The 17,393-nt window shown below is 71.3% G+C and carries 20 protein-coding genes; 12 read left to right on the forward strand and 8 right to left on the reverse strand.

Going from position 1 to position 17,393, the window contains the following annotated elements; translation table 11 throughout:
- The first annotated feature begins 123 nt into the window (after positions 1 to 123).
- The 3 genes from ACFWRV_RS24195 (at position 124) to ACFWRV_RS24205 (ending at position 3,215) form a co-directional block, all read left to right on the forward strand.
- Positions 124 to 1,722, forward strand: a complete 1,599-nt coding sequence (locus tag ACFWRV_RS24195) for an ABC-F family ATP-binding cassette domain-containing protein (protein WP_384337823.1) — start codon at positions 124 to 126, stop codon at positions 1,720 to 1,722.
- Positions 1,723 to 2,042: 320 nt separating this feature from the next.
- Positions 2,043 to 2,264: a helix-turn-helix domain-containing protein gene (locus ACFWRV_RS24200; protein ID WP_006123601.1), complete on the forward strand. Its 222-nt coding sequence runs from the start codon at positions 2,043 to 2,045 to the stop codon at positions 2,262 to 2,264.
- Positions 2,265 to 2,423: 159 nt separating this feature from the next.
- Positions 2,424 to 3,215: an enoyl-CoA hydratase/isomerase family protein gene (locus ACFWRV_RS24205; RefSeq protein WP_384337824.1), complete on the forward strand. Its 792-nt coding sequence runs from the start codon at positions 2,424 to 2,426 to the stop codon at positions 3,213 to 3,215.
- On the opposite strand, the gene ACFWRV_RS24210 is transcribed toward ACFWRV_RS24205, so the two are convergent.
- The gene (locus ACFWRV_RS24210) at positions 3,205 to 3,969 is read right to left on the reverse strand and encodes a hypothetical protein (protein ID WP_384337825.1); all 765 of its coding nucleotides are present in this window, start codon (positions 3,967 to 3,969) and stop codon (positions 3,205 to 3,207) included. The genes ACFWRV_RS24205 and ACFWRV_RS24210 overlap by 11 nt on opposite strands.
- A gap of 93 nt (positions 3,970 to 4,062) precedes the next feature.
- On the opposite strand from ACFWRV_RS24210, the gene ACFWRV_RS24215 reads away from it, so the two are divergent.
- Genes ACFWRV_RS24215 through amaP form a run of 5 tightly spaced genes read left to right on the forward strand, consistent with a single transcriptional unit; the run spans position 4,063 to position 6,383 of the window.
- The gene (locus tag ACFWRV_RS24215; RefSeq protein ID WP_384337826.1) at positions 4,063 to 4,533 is read left to right on the forward strand and encodes an Asp23/Gls24 family envelope stress response protein; all 471 of its coding nucleotides are present in this window, start codon (positions 4,063 to 4,065) and stop codon (positions 4,531 to 4,533) included.
- Positions 4,534 to 4,577: 44 nt separating this feature from the next.
- Positions 4,578 to 4,769 (forward strand): hypothetical protein, encoded by a 192-nt coding sequence (locus tag ACFWRV_RS24220; protein WP_006123598.1) that lies wholly within the window; start codon positions 4,578 to 4,580, stop codon positions 4,767 to 4,769.
- On the forward strand, positions 4,766 to 5,119 hold the full coding sequence (locus ACFWRV_RS24225; RefSeq protein ID WP_384337827.1) for an Asp23/Gls24 family envelope stress response protein: 354 nt from the start codon (positions 4,766 to 4,768) through the stop codon (positions 5,117 to 5,119). Before ACFWRV_RS24220 ends, ACFWRV_RS24225 begins: the two co-directional genes overlap by 4 nt.
- Positions 5,116 to 5,799, forward strand: coding sequence for a DUF6286 domain-containing protein (locus ACFWRV_RS24230; protein ID WP_384337828.1), 684 nt, complete (start codon positions 5,116 to 5,118; stop codon positions 5,797 to 5,799). The genes ACFWRV_RS24225 and ACFWRV_RS24230 overlap by 4 nt, the downstream gene beginning before the upstream one ends.
- A 5-nt stretch (positions 5,800 to 5,804) precedes the next feature.
- Positions 5,805 to 6,383: an alkaline shock response membrane anchor protein AmaP gene (gene amaP / locus ACFWRV_RS24235; RefSeq protein WP_384337829.1), complete on the forward strand. Its 579-nt coding sequence runs from the start codon at positions 5,805 to 5,807 to the stop codon at positions 6,381 to 6,383.
- Positions 6,384 to 6,477: 94 nt separating this feature from the next.
- Here amaP and ACFWRV_RS24240 read toward each other — a convergent pair whose 3' ends face one another.
- The 6 genes from ACFWRV_RS24240 to ACFWRV_RS24265 all read right to left on the reverse strand — a co-directional run bounded on the left by ACFWRV_RS24240 (position 6,478) and on the right by ACFWRV_RS24265 (position 11,521).
- On the reverse strand, positions 6,478 to 7,233 hold the full coding sequence (locus tag ACFWRV_RS24240; protein WP_384337830.1) for an SDR family oxidoreductase: 756 nt from the start codon (positions 7,231 to 7,233) through the stop codon (positions 6,478 to 6,480).
- A 4-nt stretch (positions 7,234 to 7,237) separates the two neighbouring features.
- Positions 7,238 to 9,031: a glycoside hydrolase family 15 protein gene (locus ACFWRV_RS24245; RefSeq protein ID WP_384337831.1), complete on the reverse strand. Its 1,794-nt coding sequence runs from the start codon at positions 9,029 to 9,031 to the stop codon at positions 7,238 to 7,240.
- A 58-nt stretch (positions 9,032 to 9,089) separates the two neighbouring features.
- Complete coding sequence (locus ACFWRV_RS24250) at positions 9,090 to 9,893, reverse strand: SURF1 family protein (protein ID WP_384337832.1); 804 nt, start codon at positions 9,891 to 9,893, stop codon at positions 9,090 to 9,092.
- Between the two features lie 78 nt (positions 9,894 to 9,971).
- Positions 9,972 to 10,205 carry a hypothetical protein gene (locus tag ACFWRV_RS24255; RefSeq protein ID WP_078618651.1) on the reverse strand — a complete coding sequence of 78 codons (234 nt, stop codon included), beginning with the start codon at positions 10,203 to 10,205 and terminating at the stop codon, positions 9,972 to 9,974.
- Between the two features lie 63 nt (positions 10,206 to 10,268).
- On the reverse strand, positions 10,269 to 11,300 hold the full coding sequence (locus ACFWRV_RS24260; RefSeq protein ID WP_384337833.1) for a DEDDh family exonuclease: 1,032 nt from the start codon (positions 11,298 to 11,300) through the stop codon (positions 10,269 to 10,271).
- Between the two features lie 29 nt (positions 11,301 to 11,329).
- A complete protein-coding gene (locus ACFWRV_RS24265; RefSeq protein ID WP_384337834.1) occupies positions 11,330 to 11,521 on the reverse strand; it encodes a hypothetical protein in 192 nt (63 codons plus the stop codon).
- A 150-nt stretch (positions 11,522 to 11,671) separates the two neighbouring features.
- On the opposite strand from ACFWRV_RS24265, the gene ACFWRV_RS24270 reads away from it, so the two are divergent.
- Both ACFWRV_RS24270 and ACFWRV_RS24275 read left to right on the forward strand, forming a co-directional pair.
- A complete protein-coding gene (locus ACFWRV_RS24270) occupies positions 11,672 to 12,631 on the forward strand; it encodes a sterol desaturase family protein (protein ID WP_384337835.1) in 960 nt (319 codons plus the stop codon).
- Complete coding sequence (locus tag ACFWRV_RS24275) at positions 12,628 to 13,332, forward strand: lysoplasmalogenase (protein ID WP_384337836.1); 705 nt, start codon at positions 12,628 to 12,630, stop codon at positions 13,330 to 13,332. Before ACFWRV_RS24270 ends, ACFWRV_RS24275 begins: the two co-directional genes overlap by 4 nt.
- A 76-nt stretch (positions 13,333 to 13,408) precedes the next feature.
- Here ACFWRV_RS24275 and ACFWRV_RS24280 read toward each other — a convergent pair whose 3' ends face one another.
- Positions 13,409 to 14,941, reverse strand: coding sequence for a S8 family serine peptidase (locus tag ACFWRV_RS24280; RefSeq protein WP_384337837.1), 1,533 nt, complete (start codon positions 14,939 to 14,941; stop codon positions 13,409 to 13,411).
- A 345-nt stretch (positions 14,942 to 15,286) separates the two neighbouring features.
- Here ACFWRV_RS24280 and ACFWRV_RS24285 point away from each other — a divergent pair, with 345 nt between their 5' ends.
- Both ACFWRV_RS24285 and ACFWRV_RS24290 read left to right on the forward strand, forming a co-directional pair.
- The gene (locus ACFWRV_RS24285) at positions 15,287 to 15,652 is read left to right on the forward strand and encodes a DUF485 domain-containing protein (protein WP_384337838.1); all 366 of its coding nucleotides are present in this window, start codon (positions 15,287 to 15,289) and stop codon (positions 15,650 to 15,652) included.
- The gene (locus tag ACFWRV_RS24290; protein ID WP_384337839.1) at positions 15,649 to 17,292 is read left to right on the forward strand and encodes a cation acetate symporter; all 1,644 of its coding nucleotides are present in this window, start codon (positions 15,649 to 15,651) and stop codon (positions 17,290 to 17,292) included. Before ACFWRV_RS24285 ends, ACFWRV_RS24290 begins: the two co-directional genes overlap by 4 nt.
- The last annotated feature ends 101 nt before the right edge of the window (positions 17,293 to 17,393 follow it).

Here is a 17,393-nt window from a genome sequence, read left to right on the forward strand (position 1 = left end):
GCGGAAAAGGAGTTGCGCGCCGCCAGTAGAATGGGCCGTATGGCCTTCCTCCTTGTGCATTAGCGGCGTCGAGAGACCTCCGCCCTCGTCCCTCCGCCGTCCACACTGCCCTGGAGTTTTCCCGTGATCACCGCTTCCGGCATCGAGCTGCGCGCCGGCGCCCGCATCCTCATCGAATCCGCCTCCTTCCGCATCGCCAAGGGCGACCGCATCGGCCTCGTCGGCCGCAACGGAGCGGGCAAGACCACCCTCACCAAGTGCCTCGCGGGCGAAGGCACTCCCGCCGGCGGCACCATCACCAAGTCCGGCGAGGTGGGCTACCTCCCGCAGGACCCGCGCACCGGCGACCTCGACATCCTCGCCCGGGACCGCATCCTCTCCGCCCGCGGCCTCGACACGATCCTGCGCAAGATGCGGGAGAACGAGGACCGGATGGCGAACGGACAGGGCGCCACCCGCGAGAAGGCGATGAAGAAGTACGAGCGCCTGGAGACGGAGTTCCTCACCAAGGGCGGGTACGCCGCCGAGGCCGAGGCCGCCACCATCGCCGCCGCGCTCAGCCTGCCCGACCGGGTGCTCGGCCAGCCCCTCCATACGCTCTCCGGTGGTCAGCGCCGCCGCGTCGAGCTGGCCCGGATCCTCTTCTCGGACGCCGACACCCTGCTCCTGGACGAGCCGACCAACCACCTCGACGCCGACTCCATCGTCTGGCTGCGCGACTACCTCAAGTCCTACCGCGGCGGCTTCATCGTGATCTCCCACGATGTCGAACTGGTCGAGACGGTCGTCAACAAGGTGTTCTACCTCGACGCCAACCGCTCCCAGATCGACGTCTACAACATGGGCTGGAAGCTCTACCAGCAGCAGCGCGAAGCCGACGAGAAGCGCCGCAAGCGCGAGCGCCAGAACGCCGAGAAGAAGGCCGCGACCCTCAACGCGCAGGCCGACAAGATGCGCGCCAAGGCCACCAAGACCGTCGCCGCCCAGAACATGGCCAAGCGCGCCGACCGGCTGCTCTCGGGCCTGGAGGCCGTGCGCGTCTCCGACAAGGTCGCCAAGCTGCGCTTCCCCGACCCCTCGCCCTGCGGCAAGACCCCGCTGATGGCCGAGGGCCTGTCCAAGTCGTACGGCTCGCTGGAGATCTTCACCGACGTCGACCTCGCCATCGACAAGGGCTCCCGCGTAGTCATCCTCGGCCTCAACGGCGCGGGCAAGACCACGCTGCTGCGCCTGCTCGGCGGGGCCGAGAAGCCCGACACCGGACAGATCATCGAGGGGCACGGCCTCAAGCTCGGGTACTACGCCCAGGAGCACGAGACCCTCGACCCGGAGCGCACGGTCCTGGAGAACATGCGCTCCGCCGCCCCCGACCTCGACCTCGTCGCGGTCCGCAAGACGCTCGGTTCCTTCCTCTTCTCCGGCGACGACGTCGACAAGCCCGCGGGCGTGCTCTCCGGCGGCGAGAAGACCCGGCTCGCGCTCGCGACCCTGGTCGTCTCCTCCGCCAACGTGCTTCTGCTCGACGAACCGACGAACAACCTCGACCCCGCCAGCCGCGAGGAGATCCTCGGCGCGCTGCGCACCTACAAGGGCGCCGTCGTCCTCGTCACCCACGACGAAGGCGCCGTCGAGGCGCTCCAGCCGGAGCGGATCATCCTGCTCCCGGACGGTGTCGAGGACCTCTGGGGAGCGGACTACCGCGACCTCGTCGCCCTCGCCTGATCCACCGGGGATAGATCATTCGGCCTACGCGTGATCCATCATCTGCGTGAGAACCTCTCGTACTCCGGTGGTGCGCCCGGCGCTCACCCGCCGTGCGCCCCTTTTCGGGCGGCCCCTCCCCGTACGGCCCTGACCTGCCGGTTCTTCGGTCGGCCCGGGCAGTGCGCCCCCGTGCGCCCGCTGGAATCAGGGATTCCGCTCGTGTTGGCGCCCTTCCCGTCAGGGAAACCGCACGCACCGACCTTGCCGAATGGGTGGCCAGGAAGCGCGGGAGGGGTGATCATGAGAGTCCAGAGCGCACTTCCCATGAGGAGGCACGGGTGGCCGAGACTCTGAAGAAGGGCAGCCGGGTAACCGGCGCCGCGCGTGACAAGCTCGCGGCAGACCTGAAGAAGAAGTACGACTCCGGTGCGAGCATTCGGGCGCTGGCCGAGGAAACCGGCCGCTCCTACGGGTTCGTCCACCGGATGCTCAGTGAGTCCGGAGTGACGCTGCGGGGACGCGGCGGCGCGACACGAGGCAAGAAGGCCGCTTCGGCCTGAGGCCTCGGATGTTCGAGGTTCCGGCATTCCGGGGTTTCCGGCGCCTTAGGGCCCGAGGGAATGCGGGGTGACCACCCGGCTGACCGCAAGGCCGTCCGGGTGGTTACTGTTCAGTCACTTAATTCCGAGTGCTGACTGCACCCCATCCGGAGGCGCCCCATGACCTCGCTCGACACTGTGCTCGACAAGGACGGCGTACGGCTCACCGTCGACGACGCCGTTGCCACGGTGACGCTCACCCATCCGGCCAAGCGCAACGCTCAGTCTCCCGCTCTGTGGCGGGCGTTGACCGAGGCCGGACGGGCGCTGCCCGGCACGGTGCGGGTGGTGGTGCTCCGGGGCGAGGGCAAGTCCTTCTCCGCGGGCCTCGACCGGCAGGCCTTCACCCCCGAAGGCTTCGACGGCGAACCGTCGTTCCTCGACATGGCGCGCGGCCCGGAGGCGGAGCTCGACGCGACCATCGCCGAGTACCAGGAGGCGTTCACCTGGTGGCGCCGCAACGACCTCGTGTCGATCGCGACGGTCCAGGGCCACGCCATCGGCGCCGGCTTCCAGCTCGCCCTCGCCTGTGATCTGCGGATCGTCGCCGAGGACGTGCAGTTCGCCATGCGCGAGACCAGCCTCGGCCTCGTTCCCGACCTCACGGGCACCCACCCCCTGGTGAACCTCGTGGGGTACGCCCGCGCGCTCGAAATCTGCGCCACCGGCCGCTTCGTACACGCGGAGGAGGCCGAGCGCACCGGCCTCGCCAACCTCGTGGTGCCCGCCGACCAGCTCGATGCGGCGGCCCGCGACCTCGCCGGCGCCCTGGTCGCCGCGCCCCGCGACGCCGTCGTCGAGACGAAGGCCCTCCTCGCCGGCGCGCTCTCGCGCGACTACGAGGAGCAGCGTGTCGCCGAGCGGGCCGCCCAGGGCCGCCGGCTCCGCGACCTGGCGGGCATCACCGACTGACCACGTCCGTGACCAGCACCGACACCGGCAGCCGCTCCTCCGCGGCGGCCGCCACCGCCGTGCGCACCGACCGGGCGACATCCAGCGCCCGGTGGTCCCCGGCGGTCGCCACCTCGACCCGGACGTGGTCCCGGGACGTGTGCACGGGGCTGCCCAGGACCCGGGTCAGCGAGACGACGCCCGGCGTCCCGGCGGCTGCCCTCGCCACCGGGCCCTCCGGCTTCGCGACCCGGGCCGCCGGTGCCGCCGCCGGCGCCGTCACCTGATCGGGCGCACCGTCCTCCAGCAATGCCGTCACCGTCAGGTCCACCTCGGTGATCTCCAGACCCAGCCGGGCGGCCGCCGCCGTGAGGAGTGCCCCGCGCAGGGCCGCCGCGGTGTCGGTCAGCGGCCGGTCCGGGGCAGCCGAGAACTCGGCCTCGATCCGCAGCGGCCCCGGCGGCAGCGCGCTCGGCGGAGCCGGGGGCGGCACCGGGCCGGCCGGGCCCGCCGCGTTCGCCGGGTCCCGCCGGGCCTCGGGGCCGTCCCCGGTCACCGCACCCTCCACCGCTTCCTCCGCCGGGCCGATCCGTAGCCTCCCCAGCACCGAACCCGGGCGGGCCGCCGCCCCGCGGAGCACCGAGGCGGCCGCCGTCTCCGCGATCCACGCGCCGTCGGCCGGACCGCCCAGCGGCAGCAGCCTGCCCAGGCCCAGCCGTTGGCGTACCGCAGCGGTCCATCCGTCGGCCCTCTGCGGGCCCCGCGCCGTTGTCATCGCCCCAGCCTGCCGCATCCACGGCGCGGGATGGGGAAAGCGCACTTAACGTGGGCAAGGAAGTCCAACCCTGCCCCGAAGGGAAGAGCGGCGATGACTGAAAGCTCCCAGCGCAACAACCCCGACAGCGGTTCGGGCGACAAGTCCCTCGGCAAGCGCGGCGGCGGCGACCCCGGCACCCGGGGCCGTACCACCATCGCCGACGGCGTCGTCGAGAAGATCGCCGGATTGGCGGCACGCGATGTCGTCGGCGTCCACGCGATGGGCAGCGGCCTGTCGCGGACGTTCGGCGCTGTCCGCGACCGCGTCCCCGGCGGCGGCAAGTCCGTCACCCGTGGGGTGAAGGCCGAGGTCGGCGAGTCCCAGGCGGCCCTGGACCTGGAGATCGTCGTCGACTACGGCGTGGCCATCTCCGATGTGGCCCGGGACGTGCGCGAGAACGTCGTGGCCGCCGTGGAGCGTATGACCGGTCTCGAAGTCGTCGAGGTCAACATCGCGGTCAGTGATGTCAAGCTGCCCGACGAGGAAGACGACGATGACGAGCCCGAGCAGCGGGTCCAGTAGTCCTTCCGCATCTCCGTCGCACGGCAGTTGAGGAGAAGAACACGATGAGCATGGCTGTCGCCGGTCTGTTGGCCGGCATGGCGCTCGGGTTCGCCGGATATTTCGGCGGTTTCGGAGCCTTCGTACTGGTGGCCGCGCTGGGCGCGATCGGCTTCATCGCCGGCCGCTTCCTGGACGGCGACCTGGAGCCCGGCGACTTCTTCCGGAGTCGCGAGCGCGGCGACCGGCGACGGTGACGGCGGTGACCGGCCGGGTCGCCGCCGCCGAACGGGGCGAGACCCGGATCGCCGACCGTGTCGTCGCCAAGATCGCCGCCCAGGCGGCGAAGGAAGCGGTCGACGAATCGCCCGCTGACGGGGCGTCGCCGCGTGCCACGGTGACCGTGCACCGCGACGCCGCCCGGGTCCGGGTCAGCCTGGAGCTCGGCTACCCCAGCGACATCGGCCGCCAGTGCGGCGCCGTACGCCGCCGGGTCGCCCAGCGGGTCAAGGCGCTGGCCGGCATGGAGGTGCCCGAAGTGGCCGTCCAGGTCGAGCGGCTGCACCCCGCCGGAGCGAGCGCCGCCGCACAGGGGAGGCTCCGATGACCGAACCCGGCGAACCGAACGGCTCCACCCGGCGGATGCCCACCGTGGACCAGAGCGACAAAGACCCGCGCACGCCGGTCCCGGACGCGTCGGCCGACGCCCGCGAACCGGTCCCCACCCTGGAACAGGGCGACGGCAGGGCCGGCCGCTTCTGGTCCGCGCGCCGGATCCCGGCCGCCCTGCTGGCCCTCGTGGTCCTCGGAGCGGCCGGACTGCTGCTCTACGACATCGCCGCCGTACGGGCCGACCATCCGGCGATGCAGTGGCGGCGCTCCCTCGCCGACGGACTGGCCGAACAGCGCCTGGACGACGTCCCCGTGCTCATCGGAGCCGGGGTGGCCGCGGCGATCGGCCTGTGGCTGATCCTGCTGGCCCTCACCCCCGGACTGCGCGACCTGCTGCCGATGCGCCGCGACCGCGCCGACGTCCGGGCCGGACTCGACCGCACCGCCGCGGCCCTCGTGCTGCGCGACCGGGCCGTGGAGGTGTCCGGCGTGCAGTCCGTACGGGTGAGGATGGGACGGCGGAAGGCGAAGGTGCGCGCGCTCTCGCACTTCCGGGAACTCGACGACGTGCGGACCGACCTGGGCGCCGCGCTGGAGAAGGCCGTCCGGGAACTGGGCCTGGCGAAGCCGCCGGCCCTCTCCGTCCAGGTGCACCGACCGGCGAAGAAGGGATGAGCCGCATGCGCTCCACCGTCAACCGGGTCCTGCTGGCCCTCGCCGGGCTGGTGCTGGTCGTCGTCGGCGGAGCCGTGCTCGCCGCCGGCCTCGGCGTGTCCCTGCCCTCCTGGTGGCCCTGGGACGGCAAGAACGATGTGCTGCTCAGCGCCGCCGACCGGCACCGCTGGCGCGACGAGGGCTGGTGGTGGCCGACCGTGATCGCGGTCCTCGCCGTCCTGGTGGTCCTCGCCCTGTGGTGGTTCCTCGCCCAGCTCCGCCGCGGCCGGCTCGCCGAGGTGCTGGTGGACAGCGGCGACGGCGAAGGGGCACAACTGCGCGGCCGGGCCCTGGAGGGCGTGCTCGCCGGGGAGGCGGGCGAACTGGACGGTGTGGCGCGCGCCCAGGCGATGCTGACCGGCCGCCGCACCGCGCCCCGGGCCCGGCTCCGGCTGCTGATGGAGCCGCACGCCGCGCCGCTCGGGACGCTGGAGGCAGTGGCCGACGGGGCGCTGACGCACGCACGCGACTCGGCCGGTCTGGACGCGCTTCCCGCCGAGGTACGCCTCAAGGCCGTCAAGCACCGCGCGGAGCGGGTGTCCTGACGGCCCGTGGGCGTACGGGGACGGGCCCGGCGGTGTACGACGGGCCCGTGGGCGTACGGGACCGGGGCGGTGTGTCCCCAGGGGTGCCGGCCGGTCAGAAGCCGTGCCGGAATCCGCCGTCGACCGGGACCATGATGCCCGTGAGGTACGAGGCGGCGGGGGAGAGCAGGAAGGCCGCGGTCCTCCCGAACTCCTCGGGCGTCCCGTAGCGCCGCAGCGGGATCCGCGCCTCGTTCGCGGTGCGGGCGGCCTCCGCGTCGCCGGACAGCGCGTCCAGTTCGCGGACCCGGTCGGTGTCGATCCGGGCGGGCAGCACGCCCACGACCCGGATGCCGCGCGGCCCCAGCTCGTCGGCGAGCGACTTGGCGAAACCGGCGAGACCGGGGCGCAGCCCGTTGGAGATGGTCAGCCCCGCGATCGGCTCATGGACCGACCCGGAGAGCACGAAGCCGATCGCACCGCCCTCGCCGAGCGCGGCCGCCGCGGTCCGGGCGAGCCGTACCGCTCCCAGGAACACCGTCTCGAACGCCGTCTGCCACTGGTCGTCCGTGTTGTCCGCGAGGAAGCCGGGGGCGGGCCCGCCGACGCTGATGAGAATGCCGTCGAGCCGCCCGAAACGTTCCCGCGCGGTGTCCACCAGGCGCTGGGCGGCGCTCGGGTCGGCGTTGTCGGCGGCGAGCCCGACCACGCCCCCGCCCAGCTCGGCGGCGGCCTCCTCGACGGACTTCTCGTCCCGGCCGGTGATGATCACTTTCGCGCCGTCGGCGGCCAGGGAGCGGGCCGTGGCGTTGCCGAGGCCCCGGGTCGCTCCGGTGACGATGTAGACGCGGTCCTTCAGTCCAAGATCCATGGCCCTATCCTGCCGGGTCCTCCCCGGCCAGGTCGACAGCGGAGTTCACCAGTCCGATATGGCTGAAGGCCTGCGGGAAGTTGCCGAGCTGCCGCCCGGCCGTCACGTCGTACTCCTCGGCCAGCAGCCCCACGTCGTTGCGCAGCCGGAGCAGACGCTCGAACAGCTCCCGCGCCTCGTCGGGCCTGCCGGTCCGCTGCAACGCGTCGACCAGCCAGAACGAGCAGACGATGAACGCGCCCTCGTCGCCCGGGAGTCCGTCCACGGAGGTGCCCTCGGTGCTGTAGCGGCGGACCAGGCCGTCGCTGCCCAGCTCGTCGCGGATCGCGTCGACCGTGCCGATCACCCGGGGGTCGTCCGGCGGCAGGAACCCGGTGCGCACGATGAGCAGCGTCGAGGCGTCCAGCTCCCGTGACCCGTAGGACTGGGTGAAGGTGTTCCGCTCGGGGTCGTACCCCTTCTCGCAGACCTCGGCGTGCACGGCGTCCCGCATCGCCCGCCACCGGTCGGCGTCGCCGGGCAGTTCCGGGTTCTCCTCCAGCGAGCGCACCGCCCGGTCGGCGGCGACCCAGGCCATCACCTTGGAGTGCACGAAGTGCCGCCGCGCGCCGCGGATCTCCCACAGCCCCTCGTCCGGCTCGCGCCAGGTCGACTCCAGGAAGCCGAGCAGGCTGAGCTGGAGGTTCCAGGCGTGCGGCTTGTCGTCGAGTCCGGCGACGCGGGCCAGCCGGAGCGCGTCGATGACCTCGCCGTACACATCGAGCTGACGCTGACGCACGGCCGCGTTGCCGGTGCGCACCGGACGGGAGTGCTCGTACCCGGCGAGCCAGGGCAGCTCCATCTCGGGCAGCCGGCGCTCGCCCGCCAGCCCGTACATGATCTGGAGGTCGGCCGGGTCCCCGGCGACGGCCCGCAGCAGCCAGTCCCGCCACGCCTCCGCCTCCTCCAGATAGCCGGCCGAGACCATCGCCCCGAGGGTGAGGGTGGCGTCCCGCAGCCAGCAGAAGCGGTAGTCCCAGTTCCGTACGCCGCCGATCTCCTCCGGCAGGGACGTCGTGGGGGCCGCCACGATCCCGCCCGTCGGGCCGTAGGTCAGCGCCTTCAGGGTGATCAGGGAGCGCAGCACGGCGTCGCGGTACGGTCCCTCGTAGGTGCACCGCTCGGTCCACTTCGCCCAGTCGTGCAGCGTGTGCTTGAGCGCCTTGTGCGGGTCGATCAGCTTCGGGCGCGGCGAGTGCGAGGGGTGCCAGGTCAGCACGAACGCCACGCTCTCGCCCTCGGTGACGGTGAACGAGGAGCAGGTGCTGAACTGCTGGCCCCACGTCTTGACCGACGGTTCGCTGCGCAGCCAGACGGAGTCGGGGCCCGCGACCGCCACCCGGTGGCCGTGCGACCGGCGCACCCAGGGCACCACCGACCCGAAGTCGAAGCGCAGCCGCAGCACCGAACTCATGTCGACGGTGCCGCTGACGCCCTCGACGATCCGCATCAGGTCCGGCGACTTGTCGCGCTGCGGCATGAAGTCGATGACCTTCACCGTGCCGGTCCGCGTCTCCCAGTACGTCTCCAGGACCAGGGAGTCCTTCACGTACGCGCGCCGGGAGCAGGTGTCCGAGGTGCCCGCGCCCTTGGGCGCGATGCGCCAGTGGCCGTTCTCCTCGGTGCCGAGCAGGGCGGCGAAACAGGCGCCGGAATCGAAGCGGGGCAGGCAGAGCCAGTCGACAGAACCGTTCCTGCCGACGAGCGCGGCGGTCTGGAGATCGCCGATCAGGGCGTAGTCCTCGATGCGTGGGGTCACGCCTGGCGTTTTCCCGAACCGGGCCGTTGTCAACCAGCCCGATGGTGTGCCGCTGACTTCAGGCGCTCGCCGGTTCGGGCTGCTCGGGGGCGTCGGCCGTCGCGTTCTCGGCCGCGGCCTGCTCACGGTCGCGCTTCTCACGGCGTACGAGGATGATCCAGCCGACCGGGACGGCGGCGACGAACAGCCACCACTGGACGGCGTAGGCCATGTGCGGACCGATCGAGCTGTCGTCGGGGGAGACGATCTGCTCGGGCAGATCACCCGAAGGCGCGGGGTCGGTCTGCTCGATGTACCCGCCGAGGACCGTCCGGGACAGCAGCTGGGACTGCTGGTCGCTGTTGATCAGCATCACCTGCCGGTCCGGCAGTCCCGCCAGGTCCTTGATGCCGCTGCTGCCGGTCGTCTCGTCCGCCTTGAGGCGGCCGGTGACGGTCACTTCGCCCCGGGGCGCGGGCGGCACGTCGGGGTAGGCGGTCTGGTTCGGCGCGGCCGGGACCCAGCCGCGGTTGATCAGGACGGTGCCGCCGTCCCTGAGATCCAGCGGGGTCAGGACATGGACGCCGATGCGGTCGTCGTCCGAGGTCCGACGACGCACCACCACCTCGTGCTCGGTGTCGAACGTCCCCGTCGCGGTGACCGTCCGCCAGTAGTCCGAGCGGGGGACGGTGTGCCCGGGGGAGGTGAGGTCGGTGACCGGGACCGGCTGCGCGTCGAGGTTCCGCGAGATCAGCCCGTTCTGCTCGACCCGGTGCTCGTGCCGGTGAAACTGCCAGAAACCCAGCTCGATCATCGTCGGGATCAACACGAGGCCGAGCAGGGTGAGGATCACCCACTGCCGGGTCAACAGGAAGCGGTACACCCCATGACCGTACAACCGGGGCCATGGGGTGCGGCACTCAGGGGTGCTGCCGGGGCGGTCCGGCAATGAGACGTTCCCTCACACTTTGTCCACGATGCCCGCCTTCCCCTCGGCGCGGGCGCAGTGGGCGCCGCAGTACCAGTGCCCCTCCACCTCGACGCCCTGCCCGATCACCTGGACCCGGCAGTGCTCGCAGATCGGCGCCATGCGGTGGATGGCGCAGGAGAAGCAGTCGAAGACGTGCACCGCACCTTGTGCGTGCACCTCGAAGGACATGCCGTAGTCGTTTCCGCAAACCTCACAACGTGCCATGCGCCACAGGGTGGGACGCCCGGCGGCGACGGGCGAGCGGGCGCGTGGCGAGTCGCGCCCGGTTCACTCCGATGACGGGATGCCCTCCGGCGGTGGCGAGGACGCCTGGTGCGGCAGGACGGCCCCGTCGGCGGGGGCCACATCGCGCAGCAGATGGGTGAAGGCGCTCTCCTCCAGGATCGGGGTGCGATACGTCTTCGCCTTCTGCGTCTTGGAGGTGGCCGCGTCCGGGTCGTTGGTCACCAGCAGACTGGTCAGCCGCGACACGCTGGTCGCCACGTGCAGACCGGCCTCGATCGCCCGGTCCTCCAGCAGCTCCCGGTCGATCGAGGTGTCCCCGGAGAAGGCCACCCGCATCCCCTGCTGGAGCGGCTTCTCCTTCTCGTACCGCCCCGGATTGGGATACGGGCAGGCCGGCCGTTTGCGCGAGGGCCGCCAGCTGTTCGGCTGCCACGAGGGCTGATACCCGACGCGCGGGGTGACGGGGGAGTCGGACCACTCGGTCAGCGGACGGCACTCCAGCAACGGCAGCCGCACCCCGTCCCGGGCCGCCGCGTGCAGACTCGGCCTGAACGCCTCAGCCAGCACCCGGGCGTCGTCCAGGGCGTGGTGGGCCTGCTGCTGTACGACCCCGAAGTGCGCGGCGAGGGAGGCCAGCTTGTGGTTGGGCAGCGGCAGCCGCAGCTCCTTGGCCAGCGCGATCGTGCACAGCCGGTGCTCGACCGGGGCGACCACCGAGGCCCGGGCGTACTCCCGGGCGATCATCGACCAGTCGAACGCCGCGTTGTGCGCGACGAGCACCCGGTCCGCGAGCCGCGCGGACAGCTCCTCGGCCACCTCGGGAAAGAGCGGCGCGCCTTCGAGCACGTCGCTCGTCAGCCCGTGGATCCAGACGGGACCGGGGTCGCGCTCCGGGTTGACCAGCGTGTACCAGTGGTCCTCGACGTTGCCCAGGGCGTCCAGGCGGTAGACGGCGGCGGACACTATCCGGTCGTCGCGGGCGAGGCCGGTGGTCTCCACGTCGACGACCGCGTACCCCTGGGGGTACGCGGTCGGCCACGGTGCGGCTGTCTGGCGGTCGTCGAGCATGGTCACAGAGAATACGGGCCATGACTGACAGTCCCCTATTCGGCCGCTCCGGGCAGGGGGTCGGGGGAGGCGGACGAGCGCTCGGGCGGGAGGAGTTCGGCTCCGGTGACCCGGGTGTCGTGGGCCGGCCGGATCGTCAGCCGATCCGCACCGGCCACACGCCCGTGCTCGGCCGCACCGACCACCGTCGTGGCCAGTCGCAACAGGGCAACGTCCCTACCGGACACGAGCGTTCCTCCCCCTCGACGACGCGCGTTCCGCACATCCCGCGGCCCGGTCGATTGGCAGAAGGTGCCAAAGACTGCTGACAGCAGGTCTCGCATACTTGTGGGTAACAACGTCTAGCCCTGGCAGGCCGGCGGCCCTACGGTGCTCGCATGGAGCCGAACCTGCCCGATGTCGTGCTGTGGTCGATACCGGCCTTCGTCCTGCTCGCCGTGATCGAGATGGTCAGCTACCGCCTCCACCCGGACGAGGACGCCGCCGGATACGAGACCAAGGACGCCGCCACCAGCCTCACCATGGGCCTCGGCAGCCTCGGCTTCGACCTGTTGTGGAAGATCCCCATCCTGGCGATCTACATGGGGGTCTACGAGCTGACGCCGCTGCGGGTGCCCGTGCTGTGGTGGACCGTCCTGCTGATGCTCCTCGCCCAGGACTTCTTCTACTACTGGTCCCACCGCGGTCACCACGTGATCCGGATCCTGTGGGCCTGCCATGTGGTCCACCACTCCAGCGAGAAGTTCAACCTCACCACCGCGCTGCGCCAGCCCTGGACCTCCGCGACCGTCTGGCCCTTCTACCTGCCGCTGATCGCCTGCGGGGTGCACCCGGCGGCGCTGGCGTTCTGCCAGTCGGCCAATCTCGTCTACCAGTTCTGGGTGCACACCGAGCGCGTCGGCAAGCTCCCGCGGCCCTTCGAGTACGTCCTCAACACGCCCTCCCACCACCGCGTCCACCACGCCTCGCAGGGCGGCTACCTGGACCGCAACTACGGCGGCATCCTGATCATCTGGGACCGGATCTTCGGGTCCTTCGCGGCGGAGGCCGAGCGGCCCGTCTACGGGCTCACCAAGAACATCACCACCTACAACCCGCTACGCGTCGCGACCCACGAGTACGCGGCCATCGCCCGGGACGTCCGGGCCGCCGACACCTGGAGCGAGCGGGCAGGCCGGGTCTTCCGGGGACCGGGCTGGCAGCCGGCGGCGAAGGCGGGGGCGGTCACGGCCCCCGCGGCCACCACCGCGGCCACGGCCACGACGGCCACCACGACCCTCACGCCCGCGCCGGACCCCCTGTCCCCGCAGGCCCCCGCCCCGGAACGCGCCCTGTGACCGCCACCGCCGCCCGCCCCGGCTCCACCGGGACCGGCGGACGAGCCGAGCGCTTCGCCCGCCCCGTGCTCCTCGCCTTCCTCGTCGCCGCCGCAGCCGACCTGGCCGGGCTCCTCGCCGGGGCCGAGACCGTCCACCTGGTCGCCAAGCCGCTGCTGATGCCGCTGCTCGCCGGGTACGCGGCACTCCGCGGCGGACCCCGGCTGCTCGTCGCGGCCCTGCTGTTCGGGTGGGGCGGCGATGTCTTCCTGCTCGCCGACAACGACCTGGCCTTCCTCGTCGGCATGGGCTCGTTCGCCGCCGGCCATGTCTGCTACCTGACGCTGTTCCGGCGGGGCGAGGGCCAAGGCCGAGCCGGCCGGGCCCCTGCGCCGCTGGCAACCGGGGCCGGGTACGCCGTCGTCCTCGTCGTCTTCCTCGTGCTGATCTGGCCGGACCTCCCGGCGGACCTGCGGGTCCCGCTCACCGGATACAGCCTGCTGCTCACCGCCATGGCCTGGCGGGCGGGCGTGTTCGGACCGTACGCGGCAGCCGGCGGGGCGCTCTTCCTGCTCTCCGACGCCCTCATCGCCACCGGCATCGCGGAATGGCCGCAGGCGCCCGCTCCCGACTTCTGGGTGATGCTCACCTACGTCGCCGCCCAGGCCCTGCTGGCCCTCGGAGTGCTCACGAAGGACACGGGGCAAACGCCGGGGGCGTGAGCCCGGGGAACCGAAGTCCCCGAGGCCCACGCCCCCGGCCGACGGGCTGTCGCCCGCGCCTACGAGTGCGTCGCGCCTACCAGCGCACCGCGTCCAGCGCGTCCACCACTCCGGCCCCGTAGAAGCCGTTGTAGTCTTTGCCGCCCTCGCAGACCGCGTCGATGACGCCGTCACCGTTGATGTCGTACGGCTCCCCGCACGCCTTCGCGTCCGCCTCCAGCGTCAGCAGCGCCTTCACCGCGGCCGGTGACGCGTAGGGGTGCTTGGACTTGATCAGCGCCACCACGCCCGCGGCATGCGGGGACGCCATCGACGTACCGGCCTTGTAGCCGAACTTGCCGCCCGGCAGCGTGGAGAGGATCAGGCCGTTCACGGCCGGCGGCTCGGGGGTCTGGTAGACCGTCGAGTCACCGCCCGGGGCCGCCACGTCGACGATGCCCCTGCCGTAGTTCGAGTACGAGGACTTGAGGCCCTTCGCACCCGTCGCGGAGACCGTCACGACGCCCGGCAGCATGGTCGGGATGTCCGGGCAGGCACTCGGGTCGATCGTCCGCGTGACCGTCTCGGAGTCGTTCGGACTGGTCGTGTCCTCGATCGCGTCGGACGCCAGGTCCTGGCGGGAGTTGCCCGCCGCCGCGACGTTGACCGTGCCCTTGCGCTCCGCGTACTTCACGGCGCGGGTGAGCGCGTCGACCAGGGCGCCTTGGTCGGGGTCGTTCTTGCAGTTGAACAGCCACGGGTCGGTGTAATAGCTGTTGTTGGTCACCTCGACGCCGCGCTCGGCGGCCCAGAGGAACCCGCAGACGACGGCCTCGGTGTAGAAGAACCCGTCCGGGTTGGACACCTTGATGCCCGACACCTTCACACCGGGGGCGACACCGGTGACGCCGGCGCCGTTCTTCGCGGCGGCGATGGTGCCCGCCACGTGCGTGCCGTGGTCGCTCTCGCCCGCCGCCGGACGCCAGGAGCCGGCGGTGGTGTCCGGAGCGCCCGACACGCAGTTCGCCGAGGCGCGCTCGTCGAAGTTGGGGGCCAGGTCCGGGTGGGTGTCGTCGACGCCCGTGTCGATGACGGCGACCGTCACCTTCCGGGAGCCCAGCGACTTCTGGTGCGCCTTGTCCGCCTTGATCGCGGGCAGCGACCACTGGAGGGGCTCCAACGGGTCCTCGCCGGCCTTCGCGTCCGCGGCGGCGGACGCCGCCTGCTCGGCGGTCAGCGGCTCCGCTATCGAGCCGACGTCCTTCGTGGCCTGCGGCACGATCGGGTTCGTGCGGGTCGCGCCCGCCGACTCCACGCCGCGTACCTTGCGGATCGTCTCGCCGAAGGCCGGGTTCTGCGAGTGGACGACGATGACGCCGATCTGCTCATAGGCGATGACGACCGTGCCGCCGGCCTTGGCGATCGCCTTCTTGACGTCCTTCGCGGTGCCGTGGCCGCCCCGGACGTTCACCACGTAGGACAGCTTCGGCCCGTCGGTCCGCACGCTCGCGGAGGCCTGCTCGCCGGTGGGCGCCGCGGTGGCCGTCGGCAGGAAGCCGAGCGAGGCGGTCAGCGCGAGTCCGACGGGTACCGCGAGTGCGCGGGTCCGTCTCGATGCCAGATGAGCCATGGGTTCTCCACATCATCCGTGCCGAACGACCGGACACCTGGCGTGTTCGGTCGCGTACATGACGAGTGAAGCTATCGCCGATCATCCCGACGCATCAACGTTTACGGGTAAGTGAGTTCGAAGAGTGACCGATCCGGCCGAATGTGAACGGGTGACGTCCGGGCAACCGGACGCACCGCGACACCTCCGACAAGGCGAACGAGAAGGCGAAAGACGCGGTGAACCGCTTCGTCGCGCCCTCCGTGCCGTTGTCCAGGAGGTACATCACCGTCCCCGCCGGTAACGAGGCCTCCCTTGACACCCGCCGTCCCCCAGATCACCGCACCCGCGTCGCGAGGAGATTCCGTGGCTACCGATGCACCGCCGCCCGAGGGCACATCGCCCGCCGGACCCGTCCAGCCCACCACCGAGGCGTTCGTCACGGTGCAGGCGAGCCCGGAGTTCGCCGAACTGCGCCGCTCCCACCGCTCCTTCGCCTTCCCGCTGACCATCGCCTTCGTGACCTGGTACCTGCTGTACGTCCTGCTCTGCAACTACGCGGGCGGATTCATGGCCACCAAGGTCGTCGGCAACATCAACATGGCGCTCGTCCTCGGACTCGCCCAGTTCGCCACCACCTTCCTCATCGCCTGGCTCTACTCCCGGCACGCCGCCACCCAGCTCGACCCCAAGGCCGACGCGATCAAGTCCCGTATGGAGGCCGACGTATGAGCGCCGCCCACGCCCTCTATCCCACCGTCCAGCTCGCCGCCACCGAGGGGGCGAGCGAGCACCGGCCGCTGATCATCACGCTGTTCGCCGCGTTCGTCGTCGCGACCCTCTTCATCACCGTGTGGGCGGGCCGCCAGACCAAGAGCGCCTCCGACTTCTACGCGGGCGGCCGCCAGTTCACCGGATTCCAGAACGGACTCGCGGTCTCCGGCGACTACATGTCCGCCGCGTCCTTCCTCGGCATCGCCGGGGCCATCGCGCTCTTCGGCTACGACGGCTTCCTCTACTCCATCGGCTTCCTCGTCGCCTGGCTCGTCGCCCTGCTCCTGGTCGCCGAACCGCTGCGCAACTCCGGCCGCTACACCATGGGCGACGTCCTCGCCTACCGGATGCGCCAGCGCCCCGTCCGTACCGCCGCCGGCACGTCCACGATCGTCGTCTCGATCTTCTACCTGCTGGCCCAGATGGCCGGCGCGGGCGTCCTCGTCTCGCTGCTGCTCGGCATCACCAGCGACGCCGGGAAGGTCCTCATCGTCGCCCTGGTCGGCATCCTGATGATCCTCTACGTCACCATCGGCGGAATGAAGGGCACCACCTGGGTGCAGATGGTCAAGGCCGTCCTGCTCATCGCGGGCACCCTGCTCATCACCTTCCTGATCCTGCTGAAGTTCAACTTCAACATCTCCGACCTGCTCGGCACCGCCGCCAGCAACAGCGGCAAGGGCGCGGCCTTCCTGGAGCCCGGCCTGAAGTACGGCGTCGACAACATCTCGAAGCTGGACTTCATCTCGCTCGGCATCGCCCTGGTCCTCGGCACCGCGGGCCTGCCGCACATCCTGATCCGCTTCTACACCGTGCCCACCGCCAAGGCCGCCCGTAAGTCCGTGAACTGGGCGATCGGCATCATCGGCGCCTTCTACCTGATGACGATCGTGCTCGGCTTCGGCGCCGCCGCGATCCTCAAGTCGGACGACATCATCGCCTCCAACAAGGCGGGCAACACCGCGGCGCCCCTCGCCGCACTGGAGATCGGCGGCGGTTCCGGATCCACCGGCGGCGCCATCCTCCTCGCGGTGATCTCCGCCGTCGCCTTCGCCACCATCCTGGCGGTCGTCGCCGGACTCACCCTCGCCTCCTCCTCGTCCTTCGCGCACGACATCTACGCCAACGTCATCCGCAAGGGGCAGGCCACCGAGAAGGAGGAGGTCCGCGCCGCGCGCTGGGCCACCGTCGCCATCGGCATCGTCTCCATCGGCCTCGGCGCACTCGCCCGCGACCTGAACGTCGCCGGGCTCGTCGCCCTGGCCTTCGCCGTCGCGGCCTCCGCCAACCTGCCGACGATCCTCTACAGCCTCTTCTGGAAGCGCTTCACCACCCAGGGGGCCCTGTGGTCCATCTACGGAGGCCTCACCTCCTCCGTCCTGCTGGTGCTGTTCTCGCCGGTCGTCTCCTCCAAGCCGACCTCGATGTTCCCGGACGTCGACTTCGCCTGGTTCCCGCTGGAGAACCCCGGCCTGATCTCGATCCCGCTCGGCTTCCTGCTCGGCTGGGTCGGCTCGCTGATCTCCAAGGAGAAGGCCGACGCGGACAAGTACGCCGAGCTGGAGGTCAAGTCCCTGACCGGCGTCGGAGCCCACTGAGCACACCGGGGCGAGCCCTTCGGCCCATCGCCGACGGGTCCACTTCGGGGCATCAACCACCACCCGCGGCCGGGCCGCGTCGTAGAGTCCTACGACTGTCT

Origin of the sequence: Streptomyces sp. NPDC058576 (assembly GCF_042718715.1) — a bacterium.
Taxonomy (GTDB): domain Bacteria; phylum Actinomycetota; class Actinomycetes; order Streptomycetales; family Streptomycetaceae; genus Streptomyces.

Bases quoted from the DNA above. Each gene is read 5' to 3' on its own strand.
- ACFWRV_RS24215 (WP_384337826.1), top strand. From the start codon at position 4,063: ATGACTGAAAGCTCCCAGCGCAACAACCCCGACAGCGGTTCGGGCGAC.
- ACFWRV_RS24210 (WP_384337825.1), bottom strand. From the start codon at position 3,969: ATGACAACGGCGCGGGGCCCGCAGAGGGCCGACGGATGGACCGCTGCG.
- ACFWRV_RS24220 (WP_006123598.1), top strand. From the start codon at position 4,578: ATGAGCATGGCTGTCGCCGGTCTGTTGGCCGGCATGGCGCTCGGGTTC.
- ACFWRV_RS24290 (WP_384337839.1), top strand. From the start codon at position 15,649: ATGAGCGCCGCCCACGCCCTCTATCCCACCGTCCAGCTCGCCGCCACC.
- ACFWRV_RS24270 (WP_384337835.1), top strand. From the start codon at position 11,672: ATGGAGCCGAACCTGCCCGATGTCGTGCTGTGGTCGATACCGGCCTTC.
- ACFWRV_RS24255 (WP_078618651.1), bottom strand. From the start codon at position 10,205: ATGGCACGTTGTGAGGTTTGCGGAAACGACTACGGCATGTCCTTCGAG.
- amaP (WP_384337829.1), top strand. From the start codon at position 5,805: ATGCGCTCCACCGTCAACCGGGTCCTGCTGGCCCTCGCCGGGCTGGTG.
- ACFWRV_RS24205 (WP_384337824.1), top strand. From the start codon at position 2,424: ATGACCTCGCTCGACACTGTGCTCGACAAGGACGGCGTACGGCTCACC.
- ACFWRV_RS24280 (WP_384337837.1), bottom strand. From the start codon at position 14,941: ATGGCTCATCTGGCATCGAGACGGACCCGCGCACTCGCGGTACCCGTC.
- ACFWRV_RS24230 (WP_384337828.1), top strand. From the start codon at position 5,116: ATGACCGAACCCGGCGAACCGAACGGCTCCACCCGGCGGATGCCCACC.
- ACFWRV_RS24240 (WP_384337830.1), bottom strand. From the start codon at position 7,233: ATGGATCTTGGACTGAAGGACCGCGTCTACATCGTCACCGGAGCGACC.